At 48.1% G+C, this 16,764-nt stretch carries 17 protein-coding genes and 1 pseudogene; 5 read left to right on the forward strand and 13 right to left on the reverse strand.

Annotation, left to right across the window (positions count from 1 at the left end; translation table 11 throughout):
• Window positions 1-28 precede the first annotated feature (28 nt).
• The 7 genes from LN737_RS21525 to LN737_RS21555 form a co-directional block, all read right to left on the reverse strand.
• Entirely contained in the window at window positions 29-385 is a 357-nt protein-coding gene (locus LN737_RS21525) for a four-helix bundle copper-binding protein (RefSeq protein WP_405511879.1), read from the reverse strand.
• A 132-nt stretch (window positions 386-517) separates the two neighbouring features.
• On the reverse strand, window positions 518-1,084 hold the full coding sequence (locus LN737_RS21530) for an AraC family transcriptional regulator (RefSeq protein ID WP_405511880.1): 567 nt from the start codon (window positions 1,082-1,084) through the stop codon (window positions 518-520).
• Window positions 1,085-1,208: 124 nt separating this feature from the next.
• The gene (locus LN737_RS21535; RefSeq protein ID WP_405511881.1) at window positions 1,209-3,467 is read right to left on the reverse strand and encodes a TonB-dependent receptor; all 2,259 of its coding nucleotides are present in this window, start codon (window positions 3,465-3,467) and stop codon (window positions 1,209-1,211) included.
• Between the two features lie 75 nt (window positions 3,468-3,542).
• A complete protein-coding gene (locus LN737_RS21540) occupies window positions 3,543-3,989 on the reverse strand; it encodes an HYC_CC_PP family protein (RefSeq protein WP_405511882.1) in 447 nt (148 codons plus the stop codon).
• Window positions 3,990-4,136: 147 nt separating this feature from the next.
• A complete protein-coding gene (locus tag LN737_RS21545) occupies window positions 4,137-4,655 on the reverse strand; it encodes a DUF4494 domain-containing protein (RefSeq protein ID WP_405511883.1) in 519 nt (172 codons plus the stop codon).
• A gap of 137 nt (window positions 4,656-4,792) precedes the next feature.
• Complete coding sequence (locus LN737_RS21550; protein WP_405511884.1) at window positions 4,793-5,677, reverse strand: SDR family oxidoreductase; 885 nt, start codon at window positions 5,675-5,677, stop codon at window positions 4,793-4,795.
• Between the two features lie 98 nt (window positions 5,678-5,775).
• Entirely contained in the window at window positions 5,776-6,615 is an 840-nt protein-coding gene (locus tag LN737_RS21555; RefSeq protein ID WP_405511885.1) for a crotonase/enoyl-CoA hydratase family protein, read from the reverse strand.
• Between the two features lie 223 nt (window positions 6,616-6,838).
• Between LN737_RS21555 and LN737_RS21560 the strand changes: the two are divergent.
• Window positions 6,839-7,956, forward strand: a pseudogene (locus LN737_RS21560) (trans-sulfuration enzyme family protein).
• A 5-nt stretch (window positions 7,957-7,961) separates the two neighbouring features.
• On the opposite strand, the gene LN737_RS21565 reads toward LN737_RS21560, so the two are convergent.
• The gene (locus tag LN737_RS21565) at window positions 7,962-8,300 is read right to left on the reverse strand and encodes a hypothetical protein (RefSeq protein ID WP_405511886.1); all 339 of its coding nucleotides are present in this window, start codon (window positions 8,298-8,300) and stop codon (window positions 7,962-7,964) included.
• A gap of 140 nt (window positions 8,301-8,440) precedes the next feature.
• On the opposite strand from LN737_RS21565, the gene LN737_RS21570 reads away from it, so the two are divergent.
• Entirely contained in the window at window positions 8,441-9,037 is a 597-nt protein-coding gene (locus LN737_RS21570; RefSeq protein WP_405511887.1) for an NAD(P)H-dependent oxidoreductase, read from the forward strand.
• Between the two features lie 46 nt (window positions 9,038-9,083).
• On the opposite strand, the gene LN737_RS21575 is transcribed toward LN737_RS21570, so the two are convergent.
• A complete protein-coding gene (locus LN737_RS21575) occupies window positions 9,084-10,247 on the reverse strand; it encodes a cysteine desulfurase family protein (RefSeq protein ID WP_405511888.1) in 1,164 nt (387 codons plus the stop codon).
• Between the two features lie 105 nt (window positions 10,248-10,352).
• Here LN737_RS21575 and LN737_RS21580 point away from each other — a divergent pair, with 105 nt between their 5' ends.
• From LN737_RS21580 to LN737_RS21590, 3 genes are all read left to right on the forward strand, one after another.
• Window positions 10,353-11,237 carry a mechanosensitive ion channel family protein gene (locus LN737_RS21580; protein ID WP_405511889.1) on the forward strand — a complete coding sequence of 295 codons (885 nt, stop codon included), beginning with the start codon at window positions 10,353-10,355 and terminating at the stop codon, window positions 11,235-11,237.
• An 84-nt stretch (window positions 11,238-11,321) separates the two neighbouring features.
• Window positions 11,322-12,155: a DUF2490 domain-containing protein gene (locus tag LN737_RS21585; RefSeq protein WP_405511890.1), complete on the forward strand. Its 834-nt coding sequence runs from the start codon at window positions 11,322-11,324 to the stop codon at window positions 12,153-12,155.
• Window positions 12,156-12,301: 146 nt separating this feature from the next.
• Entirely contained in the window at window positions 12,302-12,898 is a 597-nt protein-coding gene (locus LN737_RS21590; protein WP_405511891.1) for a hypothetical protein, read from the forward strand.
• 50 nt (window positions 12,899-12,948) lie between these two features.
• Here the strand turns inward: LN737_RS21590 and LN737_RS21595 are convergent, their stop codons facing one another.
• From LN737_RS21595 to LN737_RS21610, 4 genes are all read right to left on the reverse strand, one after another.
• Entirely contained in the window at window positions 12,949-14,355 is a 1,407-nt protein-coding gene (locus tag LN737_RS21595; protein WP_405511892.1) for a tetratricopeptide repeat protein, read from the reverse strand.
• Window positions 14,356-14,468: 113 nt separating this feature from the next.
• Window positions 14,469-15,494 carry an NAD-dependent epimerase/dehydratase family protein gene (locus LN737_RS21600; protein ID WP_405511893.1) on the reverse strand — a complete coding sequence of 342 codons (1,026 nt, stop codon included), beginning with the start codon at window positions 15,492-15,494 and terminating at the stop codon, window positions 14,469-14,471.
• The gene (locus LN737_RS21605; protein ID WP_405511894.1) at window positions 15,475-15,675 is read right to left on the reverse strand and encodes a hypothetical protein; all 201 of its coding nucleotides are present in this window, start codon (window positions 15,673-15,675) and stop codon (window positions 15,475-15,477) included. The genes LN737_RS21600 and LN737_RS21605 overlap by 20 nt, the downstream gene beginning before the upstream one ends.
• A gap of 291 nt (window positions 15,676-15,966) precedes the next feature.
• On the reverse strand, window positions 15,967-16,620 hold the full coding sequence (locus LN737_RS21610; RefSeq protein ID WP_405511895.1) for a hypothetical protein: 654 nt from the start codon (window positions 16,618-16,620) through the stop codon (window positions 15,967-15,969).
• Between the last annotated feature and the right edge of the window lie 144 nt (window positions 16,621-16,764).

Raw genomic sequence — 16,764 nt, forward strand, 5'->3', positions numbered from 1 at the left:
AGCTAGCGTAGCCCTTTCGGACATTTCATTACGCATTGGCCGACATCGACCGGCACTCATCCGCGCACTTACGGCAGGCTTCCGCACAGGCTTTACAATGGGCATGGTGACTGGCATGTTTTTCGCACTCCTCGGCACAGGCGTCGCAGACTTCAGCACACAGTACCATAAAATCACGCGAAAAATCAGAACCCCGTGCATCCAGTCGACCACATAGGGTACAGATATCGGCGCAGTCACGACAGAGTTTAATGCAGGCCGTCATGTCGTGCCCTTTACTATCGCGGTCGTGCATTTCCAGGCAGGCCGTAGCACAGCGTTCGCAGGCTTCTGCGCACTCAAAACAAGTGTCGACGTGGGTGTGATTGTGTTGCATTGCTTCCATAACTATCGGTTTTGCGTTTAGCTGACCATCGTTGGTCTGACAAAATAACTTCCCTTAGCCGATAGGGTTTTAATGTTGAATGGTTGAATGGTTGAATTGTTGAATCAACTCGACTTATTCAATCATTCAACATTATATCCTGTCCAGGCTTCGTCGTTCGACTTGGGTTGCTTTTCTGAACTGGCCAGGTGTCAGGCCCGTAACCTGCCGAAACTGGTTTGAGAGGTGTTGGACGCTGCTGTAATTCAACCTCCACGCAATTTCGCTCAACGTCAGTTCATCGTACCGTAACCACTCTTTCACCTTCTCAATTTTAAGAGCGATGATATACTTCTCAAGCGTTTGTCCTTCAATGGCCGAAAACAGACCGCTCAGATACGAGTATTCATAGCCCAGTTTACGCTCCAGAAAGGCTGAGTAGTTTTCTGTCGGCAACCGCTCCCCCTTCAGATACTGCACTTCATTGATTAACAGCACTTTCATGTGCTCAACCAGCGAATGTTTCTTATCATCAATCAGGTCAAAACCATTTACCTGCAACGTCTGCCGAACATCATCGAGCGTTACGTTCTCCGGCAAATTTGCTACGTCGACTTCGCCCAGATCCACCCGATCTACGACCAGACCAAGCTTCTCAAGTTCTTCACGCACGACTCGCTTACAACGGTCGCACACCATATTTCGAATAATAAGTGTCATACAATTCAGGAAGGTATCTGAACCAGGATTTAAATGATTTTAAAGATTAGCAGGATTTTTTATGAACAACCAGTTCCTGTAAATCTTTTAAATCTCACAAAAATCCTGGTTCAGATAGCTTGGTTCAGATAGCTGGTTTAAAACGGAATCCTACGTACACCATTCGCCCTGTTATGGGCCCCCATACCTGCGTACCGGCGTCGAAGTCAGGACCAAAAGGATTGTTAGCCGCCAATATCGGATTGCTTTGTCGGAACCCCGTCAGGTTTTCACCACCCAGGTAAATTTCCCATCCCGTTCGAAACGCCCGACTCAACTGGGCATTCAGGTTATAATAACCCGGCGAATAGGTACGGGGTACGTAGGGTGGCTGTTCATAGTCAGCGCCTTCGCGCAGATACGGAATCCGGCGTGGACCGTTCCACTGGAGGGTTGCATCGAATTTCCATTTGTCGAATGGCAGAGCATAGCCGATGTTCAGCAGAACCCGGTCGCGGGGAATCATCATCCGGGGCAATAGCAACGTGTCACCCGATGGAACGCTCATGCTCTGGCGCACATCGTAAAGCCGATACGCCAGTTTGACGTCCATGCGTTTGATGGGCTGATAGTTTAGCTCGGCCTGAAAACTATTGGCGAATGATTTTCCGTACAGATTATGAAAATGCAGTTCACGTGGGTGTTCCAGATCCACCATAAGTTGCTCGCGGAAATCCGTCCGGTAGTAATCAACTACCAATGACGCTTTTTTCCCGAACAACGAAAACTCATTTGTTAAGCTCAGCCCGTAATTCCACGAAATCTCTGGCCGAAGCTGCGCATCATTGATAACGGCTCTTGAACTAACCAGGTACCCAAAATTTTCGGCAAACATATTGGGTACCCGAAAGCCTCTGCCAGCTGATGCTCGTAACGTAACATACTGATTGACTGAATATTTTAGATGAGCGCGGGGTGTCCACTGTGCTCCGAACAGATTGTGATAATCGAATCGACCACCCAGCACCAGCGTCAGTTTTTCCGGATAGGTATAGGTGTATTCAGCAAAAACACCCGGTACTGATTCCGTACGTTTCGTTTGAATGAACCCCAGTTGTTCGCGGTAATCATCAAACAGATAGCTGATACCGGTTTTATAGGCATGGTTGGTATTGCCAATAATCGACTGGTAAATCAGATTGGCATAAAGCGTACGTTGCTGACCAGAGTAGGGCCGATACCCAAAATTGGCGGTTTGCTCATGGCTGACCCCATTCAGAATCAGGCCTAACCCTCTGTAAGGCTTTTCAGGGTATAGTTTAGCGGTTTTGGAGAAAAATTCCAGCCGTTTGGTCGTATTTCCAAAACTATATCGCGACGTACCAAAACTGGCCAGCTGTCCACCATCGCGCTCTTCATACAACGCCTTTACGCCAAACTGGGCCATAAATCGGTCGCTGCTGTATTTATACCGATTGATGGCATTCACTTGAGTATACAGGGGCAAATCCCGGAAACCGTCGTTGTTCTGATTAATCTCGGTACGTAACGTACTGGCGTGCCCCAATACGCCCACACTCCACTTTTTGGTCAATGCTTTCGACCAGTTGGCGTTACCTTCAATCCGGCCAAAACTATTGACGTATCCGTTCAGAAATAACTTGTTCTGATCGTCGGGTTTCTGTAGCTCTACGTTCATCTGGCCGCTCATCGACTCATAGCCATTGACAACCGATCCTGCGCCTTTTCCAATGTCAATACTTGTAATCCAGGTACCCGGAATGTAATTCAGACCGAACGTAGTAGCCAGCCCGCGTACCGTTGGAATGTTCTCGACATTCGTTTGAACATATTGCCCTCCCAATCCCAGAAACTGGATCTGTTTGGCCCCGGTTACGGCATCGCTGTACGACACGCTTACGGAAGCGTTAGTCTCAAAGCTTTCAGACAGATTGCAGCAGGCAGCTTTGGCCAACGTTCGCTGGTTAATAAATTCCGTATGAATGGGGTTGATCTGGTCCATCTGACCCGGCGCTCCCGCTACCGTCACTTCCTGTAAGGTCCGTTCGCTACGTAGCGTTACGGTGATGTCAACTGCGGGATTGGTAATCGACAACGTATCGGGCTGATAGCCAACGTAGCTAACTATTAGCCGGTTACTCACAGCATGAATGGGAAGTTGAAATTTACCGTCGGTGCCAGTCGCTGTTCCCGACGAAGTACCTGCCCACTGAACAGTGGCGCCGATAAGCGGAATTCGTTTGCCGCTAACAATTTCTCCCACACTACCCCGAACGACAGTTTGACCTGCGGATGCATGAGGTTGTTGGCTGGTTATTGAATCGGATTGAGCCCATGCTGGCACAACGGCCGCAAGCGCAATCCATAGATATAAAAATCGCATAAGTTCGTTGATTGGATGAATAGATGGAACAAGCCCGTGCCACAACGACGCGGGAAGGCATCATCAATCAACGTATCAAATAAGCAGCGTCTGATCGAGCGTGAGGATGTCACGCCCGGAAAGGGAAGGCGGAGAAGGAGAAACGGCAACCGATGCAGAACTTTCGGTAAATAGCATGTCGAAAAGCCACGACACCACCGTAATGACGCCAGCCACAACCGTTTCGGCAACGGTTTTAACAAGCTTGGCGATAAACTGACTCAGCGACGAAGAGATGTCAACGTTTTCATAACGCTGATCATCCTGACAGCACTCCGTCTTTTTAATAACCGTCTGCTGGTTAGGCATCGGCTGTTCTTCGGTAGCGCAGCCCTGTGATTGTACGTTGCTGAACGCAACAACCATGGTTTTCTTCTTACCACGCATCTGGCACGTATGCTCAACCAAGCCAAAGCCAGTACTGCTTAACAGCACGACGCAGGCCATCAGGACGTTGAACAGTTGGAACAGAGTGCGTTTCATAATGGCACAAATATCTACATTAGTAGCTATTCAAAGCAAGCCGTTGTGAGTCAACGGTGGTAATTCTGTACAATAGAACGGCTATTTTGCAAAAAAACTTCCCGGCAGCCAGGAACCACCGGGAAGCATACAATATATTCACCAATCTTATACCGTTTCTGGCTCTGGGCTTACGAGCTCGCTCAGCGGACGCAGATTACGGGTTTCTTCTTCCGTATATGGGAAAATATCCAGGATTTTAGTCGTATTGACATCCGTAATTTCAAACGGATCGAGGGCAGTCTTCAGACTCAATTCGACCCGTTCGTATGCCTGTTTGGCCGTTTCAGCGTTCACAAGCATCATGCTTGGCGTTTTCTTCTGCTTACCGGTTTTTTCGTCGTCGGTAATGAACATGGCTTTTACTTTGAACCAGGTTTCGCCCCCATCTTCATGATGAAACACATCGGCCAGTTTCATACGCGAAATGTTGGTAATCTCGAAGTCGGGTGTATTGGCTGCGATCTCCTGATAAAGTCTGGCTTCAGCATCTGTATAGCTTACGGCATCGACCAGATACGCTTCCGTTACGGTTTTTTGCTTGATAAACTCTTCGTTCCGGGTACCGACATTCGAGTCGTCGATGGGTTGTTGATAGCGGATTTTTCCGAGAAACCAGTTGGGCATTTTATTGAGTTTTGGTACGTAAATAGAACATTTTTTGCGGGACAAAGGTGCATGTAAATGATGAATTATGAATGATAAATGATGAATAAAAGCGCTACTCTCCGCATCATTTATCATTCATAATTCATCATTCATTTTCACTCTTTCTTACTCGCCCGGTTGGCCTGTTTAATGGATTGCTCAATCTGATCCCACTGGTCTGTTGTTACGTTTTCGAGGTGGCTAAATTCGCCCGCCATCAGCACTTCGCCCCCATCGATCGTAATGGTTTCGCCGGTAATGAACCCCGAATAATCAGACAGCAGAAAAGCAGCCAGGTTAGCCAGTTCTCCATGTTCGCCAACGCGTTTGAGCGGAATTCGGCTCGTTGGGTCCATCAGTTTCATCAGTGGTTCCGGAAAGAGCCGGTCCCAGGCCCCTTTGGTCGGGAACGGTCCTGGAGCTATGGCGTTGAGCCGGATGCCGTACTTTCCCCATTCACCCGCCAGCGACTTGGTCAGGATGAGGGCACCGCCCTTAGCCACTGCCGAAGGCACTACGTATCCGGAACCCGTGGTAGCATAGGTTGTCGAAATGTTCAGGACTACGCCCGGAATTTTGTGTTCAATCCAGTATTTGCCAACGGCCAGCGTGAAATAGTACGTACCGCGCAAAACGATGTCAACGATCGTGTCGAATGCCTTATAGGAAAGTCGCTCGGTCGGGCTGATGAAGTTTCCGGCGGAGTTATTAAGCAAGCCGTCAATTTTGCCAAATTTTTCAATCGTCCGGGCAATGACGTTTTCAATTTCCAGCGGATTCCGAACGTCGCACTGAACAGCCAGTACTGTACCGCCAGTTTCCTGCATCAACTCCTGAGCCGCTTCATCAATCACCGTTTGCCGTCGGCTACAGATGGTTACGTTGGCGCCCAGTTGGAGCAGGTAGCGGCTAATCGACTTCCCCAACCCTGTTCCGCCCCCTGTAACAATAATCGTCTTTCCCTGTAGCGCATCGTCGCGCAGCATGCCTGTTGGGTTCATAATGATTGAATTGCGGAATGATTGAGTACTTGAATGATCCAATGATGGTATCCCAGCGGCATTCAATCATTGGATCCTTCAAGAACTCAATCATTCATTTAGTAACCTCTGTTTGATTTTTTGTTAAACTCCGCTTTTCGTTTCTCTATTGTGGCCTGCATGGCTTCCGAGAAATCGTCGGACTGGAGCTGACTTGAATTCCAGACGGCTACGTATTGCAGACCATCTTCAATGGATTTATTCAGACTGTAGTTCAGTACGCGTTTGGCTCCCTGAACGGCGGTAGCCGGATTGTCGGCTATCTGCTGAGCTAACGTAGCCGCAGCGTCAAACAACTGTTCGGGCGTATCGTATACATGATTGACCAGGCCAGTACGTTCGGCAAACGCAGCGTCGTAGTCGGCGCCGGTAAAGGCCATTTCGCGGGTAAAACCCTGGCCTATAATGTTGGGCAGAAACTGTAGACCGCCAATGTCGGGTGTAATGGCAAGTTTGGCTTCCCGCAAACTAAATTTAGCGTCGCGCGAACACATCCGAATGTCGGCAGCGGCAATCATGTTTACTCCGCCCCCAATACACCAGCCGTGCACAGCCGCAATGACTGGCTTGGGTGATTCGTGCATTTTCTGAAAGCCTGACTGCATCTGACGTATCAACGCCATCAGGTCTGCACGCTGATGAGCCACCACAGTGCCCGTTGTCATACTACCCAAACGAGGCATCATCTGCTGAATATTAAGTCCATAGCTGAAATGATCGCCACTCCCCCGAAAAACAATGCAGCGTACGTCGGGCATCCGGTTTAGTTCATCCATCGCTTTGGGCAACTCCTCCCAAAACTCAGAGCCCATTGCATTTCCCTTGCCGGGACCGAGCAACGTAACGGTCATAACACCATTTATGTGCTCAAATGATAAGGCGTGGTACGTGTTTTCCATGATAATAGTATGCTTGCATACGGCGCCCTAAAAGTAGCAGACAGCCCGTGACTTTCAGCAAAGTGACCGTAAAATTTACTAAAATTTACTAACCAGAAAGTAGGCTATTCACCTCCTTGCCCACTAAATGGTTTACGCCAGTGAATCAGCTCTTCATTCAACTTTCTTTGGTGTAATACTGTTGCATGGATAATCATCCGGCTCCATTCTGAATCTTACCGTTATGCATTTCGACACACTCGCCCTCCGCGCAACGCACCATCCAGACCCTAAAACAGGCGATGTTGTGGCGCCCATTCACTTATCGACAACCTTTGCCCGCAACGAAGCCAACGAACTGCCCGCCAGTTACACCTACGCCCGGCCAAACAACCCAACCCGGGAAGCACTGGAAAAAGCGCTGGCTGTTCTTGAAGGTGGAGCCGTGGGCATGGCCTTTGGCTCCGGGCAGGCCGCTACGATGACGTTGTTTCAGGCGCTACGTCCGGGCGACCATGTGCTGCTCTCAACGGATGCTTATTACGGTACGCCCGGCCTGCTCGAACAGGTTTTCCACCCTGGGGCCTAACCTATACGCGGGTGAATATGAGCGATCTGGATGAAGTGAAAGCGTCAATACACGAAAATACGCGCGTTGTCTGGTGCGAAACGCCCTCAAATCCGATGCTCGACATTACGGATTTACTGTCTGTAAGTCGACTGGCTCACGATGCCGGCGCCATCTGCGTTTGCGATAATACCTGGGCAACACCGGTACTCCAGCGACCGCTTGATCTGAATTGCGATGTGGTAATGCATTCAACCACTAAGTACCTCAGCGGCCATAGTGATGTGCTTGGCGGAGCGTTGATTTTCAAACGCGACAATGAGTTTGCGCAGCGTGTCCGAAATCTACAGGGGCTTTCTGGCGCGGTACCCTCTCCTTTCGATTGCTGGCTGGTCAGTCGCGGCATTAAGACATTGGGACTACGTGTCCGTACTCAGAGTGCTACCGCACAGGCAGTTGCGGAATTTCTGGATGGTCATCCAGCCGTAGAAAAGGTACATTATCCGGGCCTGGCCAATCACCCCGACCGAGCCATTACTCACCAGCAGATGAACGCGCCGGGGGCAATGCTTTCCGTACAGGTTAAAGGCGGAGTAGAATCTGCACTTCAGTTTATTGGTAAACTTAAACTGTTTACAAGAGCAACGAGTCTTGGGGGTGTAGAGAGCCTGATCGAACACCGGGCCAGTGTAGAAGGGCCTAATTCGTCAACGCCCAAAAACCTGTTACGCGTGTCGATTGGGCTGGAACACAGTGAGGATTTAATTGCCGATCTGGCTCAGGCGTTACGGTAAGGTGATCATTTAAACTTTTTCGGTCCAGTACGTGGCGTGGGCTTGACCAATGGAGCAGCCTGTTCGTTCAGCTTGGGAAGCTGCGGATACGACTGCAACATGGTATAGTGAGTGGATGAATCGGGCGTTTTTACGGGCATGTTATCCAACGTAGCCCGCAGTAGGTTCTGAGAGTTCGCGGGGGTCCGATAAAACGAATTATCTGGCCGGACCGTGGGCATCGGCACGGGCAAATCTCCAGTGGGAAGCAAAACCAGGGCTAACGAATCGCGTCGGATCATCTGGGTCGGTGATTGCGCAATCGCACTGCCCGTGAGCAACAATAAACCAACTAATGTTTTCATAGACAAGGAAATCGATTAGCCTGACAGTATGATGCATAGACCCGCCCGAATGCACAAACGTTGCACCCCGTACCTCCTTTTAATCTCTTGAAACTAAAGGGTTAATACCGCGGTTTCCTAGACGTATTTGAACCTGATCTATGAACATTGCATTGATTTCAACCTCATCGCGCAAAAACAGCAATTCGCTGCGTTTTGTCAATTACCTCCGGCATATTCTGGCTGAAGAAGGTCAGCATGAGGTGGCGATAGTAACTTTTGAGAATTACGATATTCCCTTTGTTGGCCAGGGTTCCGTTAAAAAAGAAACCCTCACTCCGTTTCAGCAGGAATTGATCAGTACGTGGGAAGCCGCCGATCTGGTAATTTTTGCCATGCCTGAGTACAACTGGACAGCTCCCCCACAGGCAACCAACACGATTCACCAGTTGGGTGGGCCGGTTTTCAAGCATCTGCTCGATAACAAAGTTTTTGCGATGGTTGGTATTTCGAACGGGCGGGGAGGTCGCCAGCCAGCCTTAGATATGACGACGGTGGTAAACAAAATGATCAGTTTCACCAATAGTTACTCCATCGTATCGCCAAAACTGTATGAGTCGCACGAAACCGATAAGAACCTGGATGAACGTGGACATTTTGTTGGCCATGAAGTGTATGAACGGACGGCGCGGGCCTTTTTAACGTATACACTAAACGTAGCCAATCGCTGGTTAAGCCCAAGTTTGGTGGAGAAGTAGGCGTTTCGTTAGCCCGTTCTCTACCGAACCCGAATTTATTCCGCGTTTATTTCACCAGCTCTTTCTGATACAATCCTACCAACGTATCAACAGCATAGTCGATTTCTTCAGCGGTGTTGTACTTGCCAAACGAGAATCGGACGTAGCCACGGTCAGCGTCAAGTTCCGGCAAGGCGGCCAATACGTGTGAACCAACATTCGAACCACTCGAACAGGCCGAGCCGCCTGAGGCCGAAATCCGGGCAATATCCAAACTGAACAGCAGCATATCACTAATGTCGGAAGCTGGCAGGCTAACGTTCAGTACGGTATACAGGCTGTTGTCAACATCTCCCGAATCACCGTTAAATCGAACGTCCGGCATTTTCCCATAAAGCCGCTCAATCATCCGGCGTTTTAACGACGTAATGTGGTTCCTGTGAGCGTCCATATCGCGATAGGCAATTTCCAGCGCTTTGGCCAGGCCAACAATGCCATACACATTTTCAGTACCACCGCGCATGTTACGTTCCTGCGCTCCTCCATATAAGAATGGATGAATTTTTACGCGTTCGGCATTCACGTACAGAAACCCAACCCCTTTAGGCCCGTGGAATTTGTGCCCAGCGCCAACAATGAAATCGACCGGCAACTGTTGAAGATCATGCCGGAAATGGCCCATTGTCTGAACTGTATCGGAGTGGAAAATCGCTTTATACGCCCGGCATATCTCCCCTACCCGATTCAGGTTCAATAAATTACCGATCTCGTTGTTGCCGTGCATGAGCGAAACCAGTGTTCGTGGCGACTGACGAAGCAATTCTTCCAGATGGGTTAGATCAATATGCCCTCTGGCATCAATATTCACCAGACTCAACTGAATAACGCCCTGCTGTTCGAGATGCTGAAGCGTGTGCAATACGGCATGATGTTCCAACGGCGACGTAATGGCATGTGTCAGGCCGTAGGTTTCAATGCTGCTTCGAATGGCCGTATTATCGGCCTCGGTACCGCCCGATGTAAAGAAGATTTCGGCAGGCGACGTATTGAGTAAGGATGCCACGGTTTTACGTGCCTTTTCGATGGCTGTACGAACCATTCGGCCGTGGCTATGAATGGACGAGGGATTGCCAAACTGCTCCGTCATAAGGGGCAACATGGCGTCTAAAACTTCAGCATCAAGTCGGGTTGTGGCAGCATTATCCAGGTATACGGCAGCGGTCGGTGTCATCAGAAATCGAATTTATATATCCTACAAAGGTACGGCGAATGCGATTAATGATGAAACACTAATCAAATCTGTGTCGTTCTGCCTACACCACTAATCACCGATAAAATGAATTTTTCGCAGGCCGCCGGACTTATTTACGCTGAATTATCAACCTGGATACGGGTGGCCATCCAGTTTATGCCTAAGCTGGCTGTGGCCATTTTAGTGCTGGTAATCTTTACGTTCTTGTCACGCTGGCTTAGTCGCTGGATGGTTCGGGGACTGGACCGGGTTAGCAACAACGTATCACTCATCAATCTGACTGGTGCTCTCGCACGCGTACTCGTGCTGGCGCTGGGTCTGTTTATTGCGTTAGGTATATTGGGGCTGGATAAAACCGTAACCTCCCTACTGGCCGGAGCTGGCGTTATTGCGCTGGCCGTTGGTTTCGCCTTTCAGGACCTGACTGCCAATTTTATTTCGGGAACGATGATCGCTCTGGCCCGACCGATTCAAGTAGGCGACGTAGTAGAAACCAACGGCTATACGGGTAAAGTGCTGGATATTAAACTGCGGTCAATTGTGATTGATAACGGTCAGGGACAAACCGTCGAAATTCCGAGCAAGGATGTCTTTCAAAAACCAATAACAAATTTTTCACGAATCGGACAGCGCCGGATTGAGGTTGCAGCCGGGGTTTCGTATCTCGATGATCTACCTACGGCGCAGCGCGTGGCTAAAGCTGCCGTTTTGAGCTTACCCTTTGTATTACGTAGTCACCCTGTCGACTTTCATTATCGAAACTTCGGCGATGCCAATATCCAGTTTGTCATCTGGTTCTGGATCAATCCAGCCGCAACAAACGCACAGTTGGCTCAAAGCGAGGCCATTATGGCCGTAAAACGGGTATTTGACGAACATCAGATTCTGATTGTTTTTGCCGCCCAAACGTTTGATCTGAAGCAGAAGCTAATTGCTAAAACCACAACAACGCCAGAGCAGCCGACGTAGCCCGGCAAAGCGAGATTAAAAAACGATTAAAACAATCGGTGATGACGGTCAGTTAGCGATTCGTGCTCATCCTCTATTCGTATTGTGAATCCGTTTCTGCTCGTCCTTTTTCTGCTAGTTTCAACATCGATCCAGGCACAAACACGTACCCTGCATCGCGCCGTTTTCTGGTCCGAAGTTAATCTGGTTTACAAAACTGGTGGGCGCTGGAGTTTTCAGCTCGACCATCAATACCGGCGACAGGCTGACGACAACAATGGCCGCGACCTGAATGCGTTTCGCCATCCACTCCTTCAGGTCTTCCGTCCCTGGGTTAGTTACCAACTCTCCGAACCCGTTCGGCTTTCGCTGTCTCCAGTGGGTTTGTGGTGGAACTGGGGTAGAGTAAGCGAATACCAGCCTACTACATTTTTTCAGGAAGTCCGGATTATACCACAGCTACAGATCACTAAACCAGCGGGTGATGGCGAATTCATTCAGCGATTCCGAACAGAGCTTCGATGGGCATCTTTAACGGATACATTGGCGAACTCCTACGTATTTCTGTCCGATGGCGAATCGCAGCAAGTACTGGCCGACCGCTTCAACATCCGGTTACGGGGCATGGCACGCTGGATCAATCCTATTTTTAAACGTAACAAAGAAGATGATCGCTGGTATTCGCACCTGAGTATTGAGCCAATGGTTGTTGGTTCAGCCTCCGGAATCCGGTTTGATCAGGCTCGCACTTACATTGCAGTTGGGCGAAAAATTCAAAAACATATGCGGCTCGAGCTGGGCTATCTGAATCAGTTTGCCCTTCAGCAATCGGCGTCTGATCCAGTACGTATTTTTCGTTTCAATCATGCCCTCCATCTTTATGTCTATCTTGAAAATGGTCGCCGTTCTAAAGCCAGTCCCGATTCAGGACCCGAATAGGATAATGACTATGTATCTGTTACGTTTCTATTTGGTTTTATATCCTCGTTTTATCTTATTTTATCAGGTAATAACACTGCTTTTAGAATTAATCAAATTGTAGTACATTGATGCAGAAATTAGCCGTTATGTAAAACTTTACTACTATGAAACGTACCGTAGTTATCTGTTTCGCGCTGTTTTTCACAGCAACGCTAGCCTGGTCTCAGCACACAAAACACGTTCCTCCAAGTACCGTTTATGTACCCGTTAACACATTGCCCGAAATCGACTATAAATACCACGATGGTACTGTCGAGTTAATAGATGGAAACATATTGAAAGGGCGTTTCCAATACAATGGCAGAAAGGTTTTTACGTATCGTGCCAGCAGTCAGGCCACGCGGCAACGGATTGGGTTTTCAATGATCAGACGGCTATCCTTATCGGGTTCAGATACACTGGTCACGAACCGGACCGACTCTACCGTTTTTTTGCGCTTTGGCCATCAACTTTACCGGCTGCTTGCCGATGGAGCGACTGTAATTCTGGACCGCCGGTTTTTAGTTGATGAAGATCGCGGAAAAATAGGGCGGAAACTTTACGTCGTGGATGCCAACAGCGATCTGCATACTTTTACGTCGCTCCAAAAATTAAATAACTGGTTCTATACCTTACGGGAGAAATCAGGAAAACAACTACCCGATACTTTCCTGAACCAGAACGAAATCGTGAAAGCAGTGGCCCGGCTTAATGAAGAGTAGAGGCTTATAAGCGAAAATGCCCGCCAGAATGATCTGGCGGGCATTTTCGCTTATTCACTTTTTTTATACTGCTGAATAATTTTATACAGGGCTTTTTGTTTTTCCAGTTCAGGGAAGAATTCGAACAGCTGAACATGCGCATCGTAGTCAAGCGTCAGCGCAGCTTCCAGTTGGATTAACGCTTCCCGATAATGGCCTGCATGAATCAGGTAAATCGTTGACCGATAGTATAAATCGGCCTCACTGGGCATGTCGTTAATTCCGGATTGAATAATATCATTCGCCCGTAAGAAATCTCCCTGATCAAAAGGCACCAGCGACCAAGTCAGATAAACATCCGGGTTTTCGCCATCCACTTCGGCAGCTTTTTCAAACGCTTCAACGCTCGACAGTACGTTGCCAATTTTGTACTCGGTTTCGGCTACCGCCAGGTAGTATTCGCCGTTCTGGTCGTTCAGCTTAATGGCTTTTTGCAGAAACGGCAGGGCTTCGTACCATTTGCCGGATTCGCTCAAACACACGCCAATACCGTACCACGCTTCGTCCCACATGGCATCCAGCCGAATGGCTTCACGGTACTCTTTTATCGCATCCGGGTACCGATCCTGCTTCTCCAGGCTAGCTCCAAGATGGCAGTATGTATCGGCCGTTGATTCTTCGTACTTCAGGGTTTGCCGGTAGCATTCTTCGGCCTTTTCAAACAGGCCCAGATTCATGTACGTATTGCCCAGATTAAAATGAGCCGACGCAAAATCGCCCTTGATAATAACGGCATAATCATAAGCTTCGGCAGCTTCGTCATACCGACCCAATTTGCTGTAGGCGATACCGATATTGTACCAGGCGTTGTAAGAGTACGGATCGGCGTCAATCAGTTGCTGATAATACGTCAGGCTGTTTTCCAGCTCACCCGTTACGTCAAGGCAGAAGGCCAACTCATAGAGGGCATTTTCATTATTGATGTTCAGGGCTATCGACTTCTTGTACTGTGTAATAGCCTCATCGTACTTTCCCCAGTTTTGATAACTCTGTCCTAACTGGAACAGGATATCATCTTTTTCTTCGGCCCGGTCGAGCAGCTCTTCCAGCACCTGAATGGATTCTTCATAACGTCCCGCCATGTTGAGGACTGAACCTTGCATAAACGGTACGTCGAGGTCACCCGGATTAAACAACGAAGCCCGTTCCAGTAAATCCAGCGACTCGTCAAAGCGTTGGAAATTAGCCAGAATCTGGGCTCTATCGAGCATAAGCTCCAGCGCGTAGGGAAAGTTTTCCAAACCGGCCTCGGCGGCTTTAAGCGCCTTGTCTAAATCGCCCTGGGTGAGGTAGTGCTCAACCATCTGCTCATAGACATCCAGGTCGAAAAACTGGCTTTGCTGCTGGTCCAGCATCTGCTCGAAACGCCGGATGGATTCTTTAATATCGCCTTCTCGTTCTTCGAACTCTTGCTCCATACTTTTGCCTGAAAAATGTTTGGCGGATAGGGGCCGCGCCAACGGCGCGATTTATCCTTTGGCAGTGAAATATAAATCCAAAAAAGCGAAACTCCAACCCCAATCTCGAAAATTTACAATTCGTCAGGGGGCCTTTTTAGCGCATCTGCCACACGCTGGAGCGTATCGCTTAGCGGTCGGTATTGAAAATCAATGACCTGCTCAATTTTCCGTCCGTTGTAGGCATAAAGCGAACTTGCCGAACGGGCCGTCTCGCGAGTAATCAGTGGGGATTTGTCTAACAACCATGCCCGTACAGCCTCAATTGGCCAAAGTAACCTGGTCAACACGGGTGGTATACGCATGGACGGCGGACGCTTACCCAATACCGCTGCTATCTGTTCTAACAAGGAACGGTACGGAATGGTGCCCCCATTCAGGATGAACCGCTCGGCGGTTATGTCGGATTGCATCAGCTCCACAAGGGCATTTGTTACGTCCAGCACATCTACGTAATTTACTAAACCCGCCGGATAGAAAGGTCGCTCGTCGTAGACGTATTTAATAAGCTGAAGGCTACTCCGGCTCCAGTCACCCACCCCAAGAACAACCGATGGATTGACCATCACGGCATTCAGACCTTCGGCTATGCCACGCCAGACTTCCAGCTCAGCCCGATATTTGCTTTTGGCGTAGGCCGAATTGTTTGGCGAATCAACCCACTTCTGACTTTCATCAATCGGCAAGGGACTGGTTATGTCTCCGCTTTTTGCGAGGGGCCGTCCGATAGCCGCAACTGAGCTGACAAATCCGAGTTTCCGAACGCCCGTTTTCAAACAAACATTTACAACATTGGCTGTCCCTTCTACGTTGATCTGCTCCATTCGATCACGGTCTTTGGGAACAAACGAAACGACAGCGGCTGCGTGAATAACGTCGGCGTCTGGCTGGATAGCTATTTCGAGCGAAGGAATGTCGAGCACATCACCCTCAAACCAGGTTATCTGATCGGCCACATCGGCCAGCATGCCATATCCGTTTTGCGGTCGAAACAACCCCATTACCGAGTGCCCGTTTGTCAGATAGTGCCGAGCTATATGAGAGCCGATAAAGCCGGTTGCTCCCGTAATAAAAACAGGATTATGTAGGGATGATGTCATTCAGGATACGTTCAAGTGTGAGGAAGCCGGGTGCCTGGCGAGTGTGCAAATCTTTCAGCAGTTTAAGATAATCAGGATCCGTTTCGATAGAACGACTTTTTAATTTAACTCCCAGTTGTCGAACATCGGTATGGAAACCGTAATCTGCTACGTTCAGATTTACCTGAGCAGCATTCCACAAAAGAAATGTCTCGATAGCTTTATCGATGATTATCAGATACTGGTTAGAACCAGGTCTGTGTAGATAACAAACCTTATTTCTTCTTTTATGAGTTCAAACTGCCTTAAATATCTTGGCTTATGTTTGTCATTGTCGACGATACCTAGCAGGACTGTTGCATCTGACTTTACTGTTTCTAACGACTTCGATACTTCATTGATCCCAGCCGAGTGTTCGATGATTTGCGTGTCAGAGATGAAAAAAGTAATAAGAGTTGTATCAGCATGGCATTCAGGATATAGTCGGATTGAATCAGGCATTGGGCTCGAACTTTCTTAGATTAAAAAATACGTTCGTGCTATAATCCAGAATGTCCGTCAACTCCTCTTCGGTTAGTGCTCTGACGTGCGTTTGATAGTCTTTGTAGTACGTAATGAATACATTTAAATCTTTATAGTCCATCTTTTCGATGAACGGATGAAGCATGTATGGACTATGGGTTGAGATAAAATATTGATTGTCTTCATCGTAAATCATCCGATACGCCATTTCCTGTGTATATGGTGGAAACGAATGCACTTCAGGCTCTTCAAAAACAATCACTGAATTTTTATTGGATTCAATGGCCGTGATGTAAAACATGAACCGCCGGAACGTATCGGCGATAGAGAAGAAATCGTACTGTTTTACATTTATTCCTTCTTTTTTCTGCAAAACAAATGTCTGCTTACTATCAGAAAAAATAAAATCTAAATGCTGATTTTCAAAAAGTTTAAAGAATTCATTAAACAAATTAGGATGGCGCTTCACTACTTCAAATAAGTTCCAGCCATAAGGCGGCAACAAATAATCACTGAAACTATTATTGAATGTATGTAATGTGTAAAAATCGTACTTTCTGATTGGGCTGCTTTGATATTCGGAGTCTTCGTTGCCAGGAGTATATAATCCTTCAAAGGTGCTCATCGTTTCCCCTTTACTACTTAAAAGAAATCTTCTATTATACGATCTATTTTTGTACCAACTTATTTCAAATGAATCTTCAATACTTATTATATTTTTTCTATTTATTGTAATATTGATCGTATTAGTATCTATTTCTACTTTCTC

This window comes from Spirosoma sp. KNUC1025, from assembly GCF_045160025.1.
In the GTDB taxonomy this organism is placed as follows: Bacteria; Bacteroidota; Bacteroidia; order Cytophagales; family Spirosomataceae; genus Spirosoma.

What these genes read in the sequence shown, in the direction of transcription:
- LN737_RS21525 (WP_405511879.1), bottom strand. Translation starts at nt 385, where the DNA reads ATGGAAGCAATGCAACACAATCACACCCACGTCGACACTTGTTTTGAG.
- LN737_RS21530 (WP_405511880.1), bottom strand. Translation starts at nt 1,084, where the DNA reads ATGACACTTATTATTCGAAATATGGTGTGCGACCGTTGTAAGCGAGTC.
- LN737_RS21535 (WP_405511881.1), bottom strand. Translation starts at nt 3,467, where the DNA reads ATGCGATTTTTATATCTATGGATTGCGCTTGCGGCCGTTGTGCCAGCA.
- LN737_RS21540 (WP_405511882.1), bottom strand. Translation starts at nt 3,989, where the DNA reads ATGAAACGCACTCTGTTCCAACTGTTCAACGTCCTGATGGCCTGCGTC.
- LN737_RS21545 (WP_405511883.1), bottom strand. Translation starts at nt 4,655, where the DNA reads ATGCCCAACTGGTTTCTCGGAAAAATCCGCTATCAACAACCCATCGAC.
- LN737_RS21550 (WP_405511884.1), bottom strand. Translation starts at nt 5,677, where the DNA reads ATGAACCCAACAGGCATGCTGCGCGACGATGCGCTACAGGGAAAGACG.
- LN737_RS21555 (WP_405511885.1), bottom strand. Translation starts at nt 6,615, where the DNA reads ATGGAAAACACGTACCACGCCTTATCATTTGAGCACATAAATGGTGTT.
- LN737_RS21565 (WP_405511886.1), bottom strand. Translation starts at nt 8,300, where the DNA reads ATGAAAACATTAGTTGGTTTATTGTTGCTCACGGGCAGTGCGATTGCG.
- LN737_RS21570 (WP_405511887.1), top strand. Translation starts at nt 8,441, where the DNA reads ATGAACATTGCATTGATTTCAACCTCATCGCGCAAAAACAGCAATTCG.
- LN737_RS21575 (WP_405511888.1), bottom strand. Translation starts at nt 10,247, where the DNA reads ATGACACCGACCGCTGCCGTATACCTGGATAATGCTGCCACAACCCGA.
- LN737_RS21580 (WP_405511889.1), top strand. Translation starts at nt 10,353, where the DNA reads ATGAATTTTTCGCAGGCCGCCGGACTTATTTACGCTGAATTATCAACC.
- LN737_RS21590 (WP_405511891.1), top strand. Translation starts at nt 12,302, where the DNA reads ATGAAACGTACCGTAGTTATCTGTTTCGCGCTGTTTTTCACAGCAACG.
- LN737_RS21595 (WP_405511892.1), bottom strand. Translation starts at nt 14,355, where the DNA reads ATGGAGCAAGAGTTCGAAGAACGAGAAGGCGATATTAAAGAATCCATC.
- LN737_RS21600 (WP_405511893.1), bottom strand. Translation starts at nt 15,494, where the DNA reads ATGACATCATCCCTACATAATCCTGTTTTTATTACGGGAGCAACCGGC.
- LN737_RS21610 (WP_405511895.1), bottom strand. Translation starts at nt 16,620, where the DNA reads ATGAGCACCTTTGAAGGATTATATACTCCTGGCAACGAAGACTCCGAA.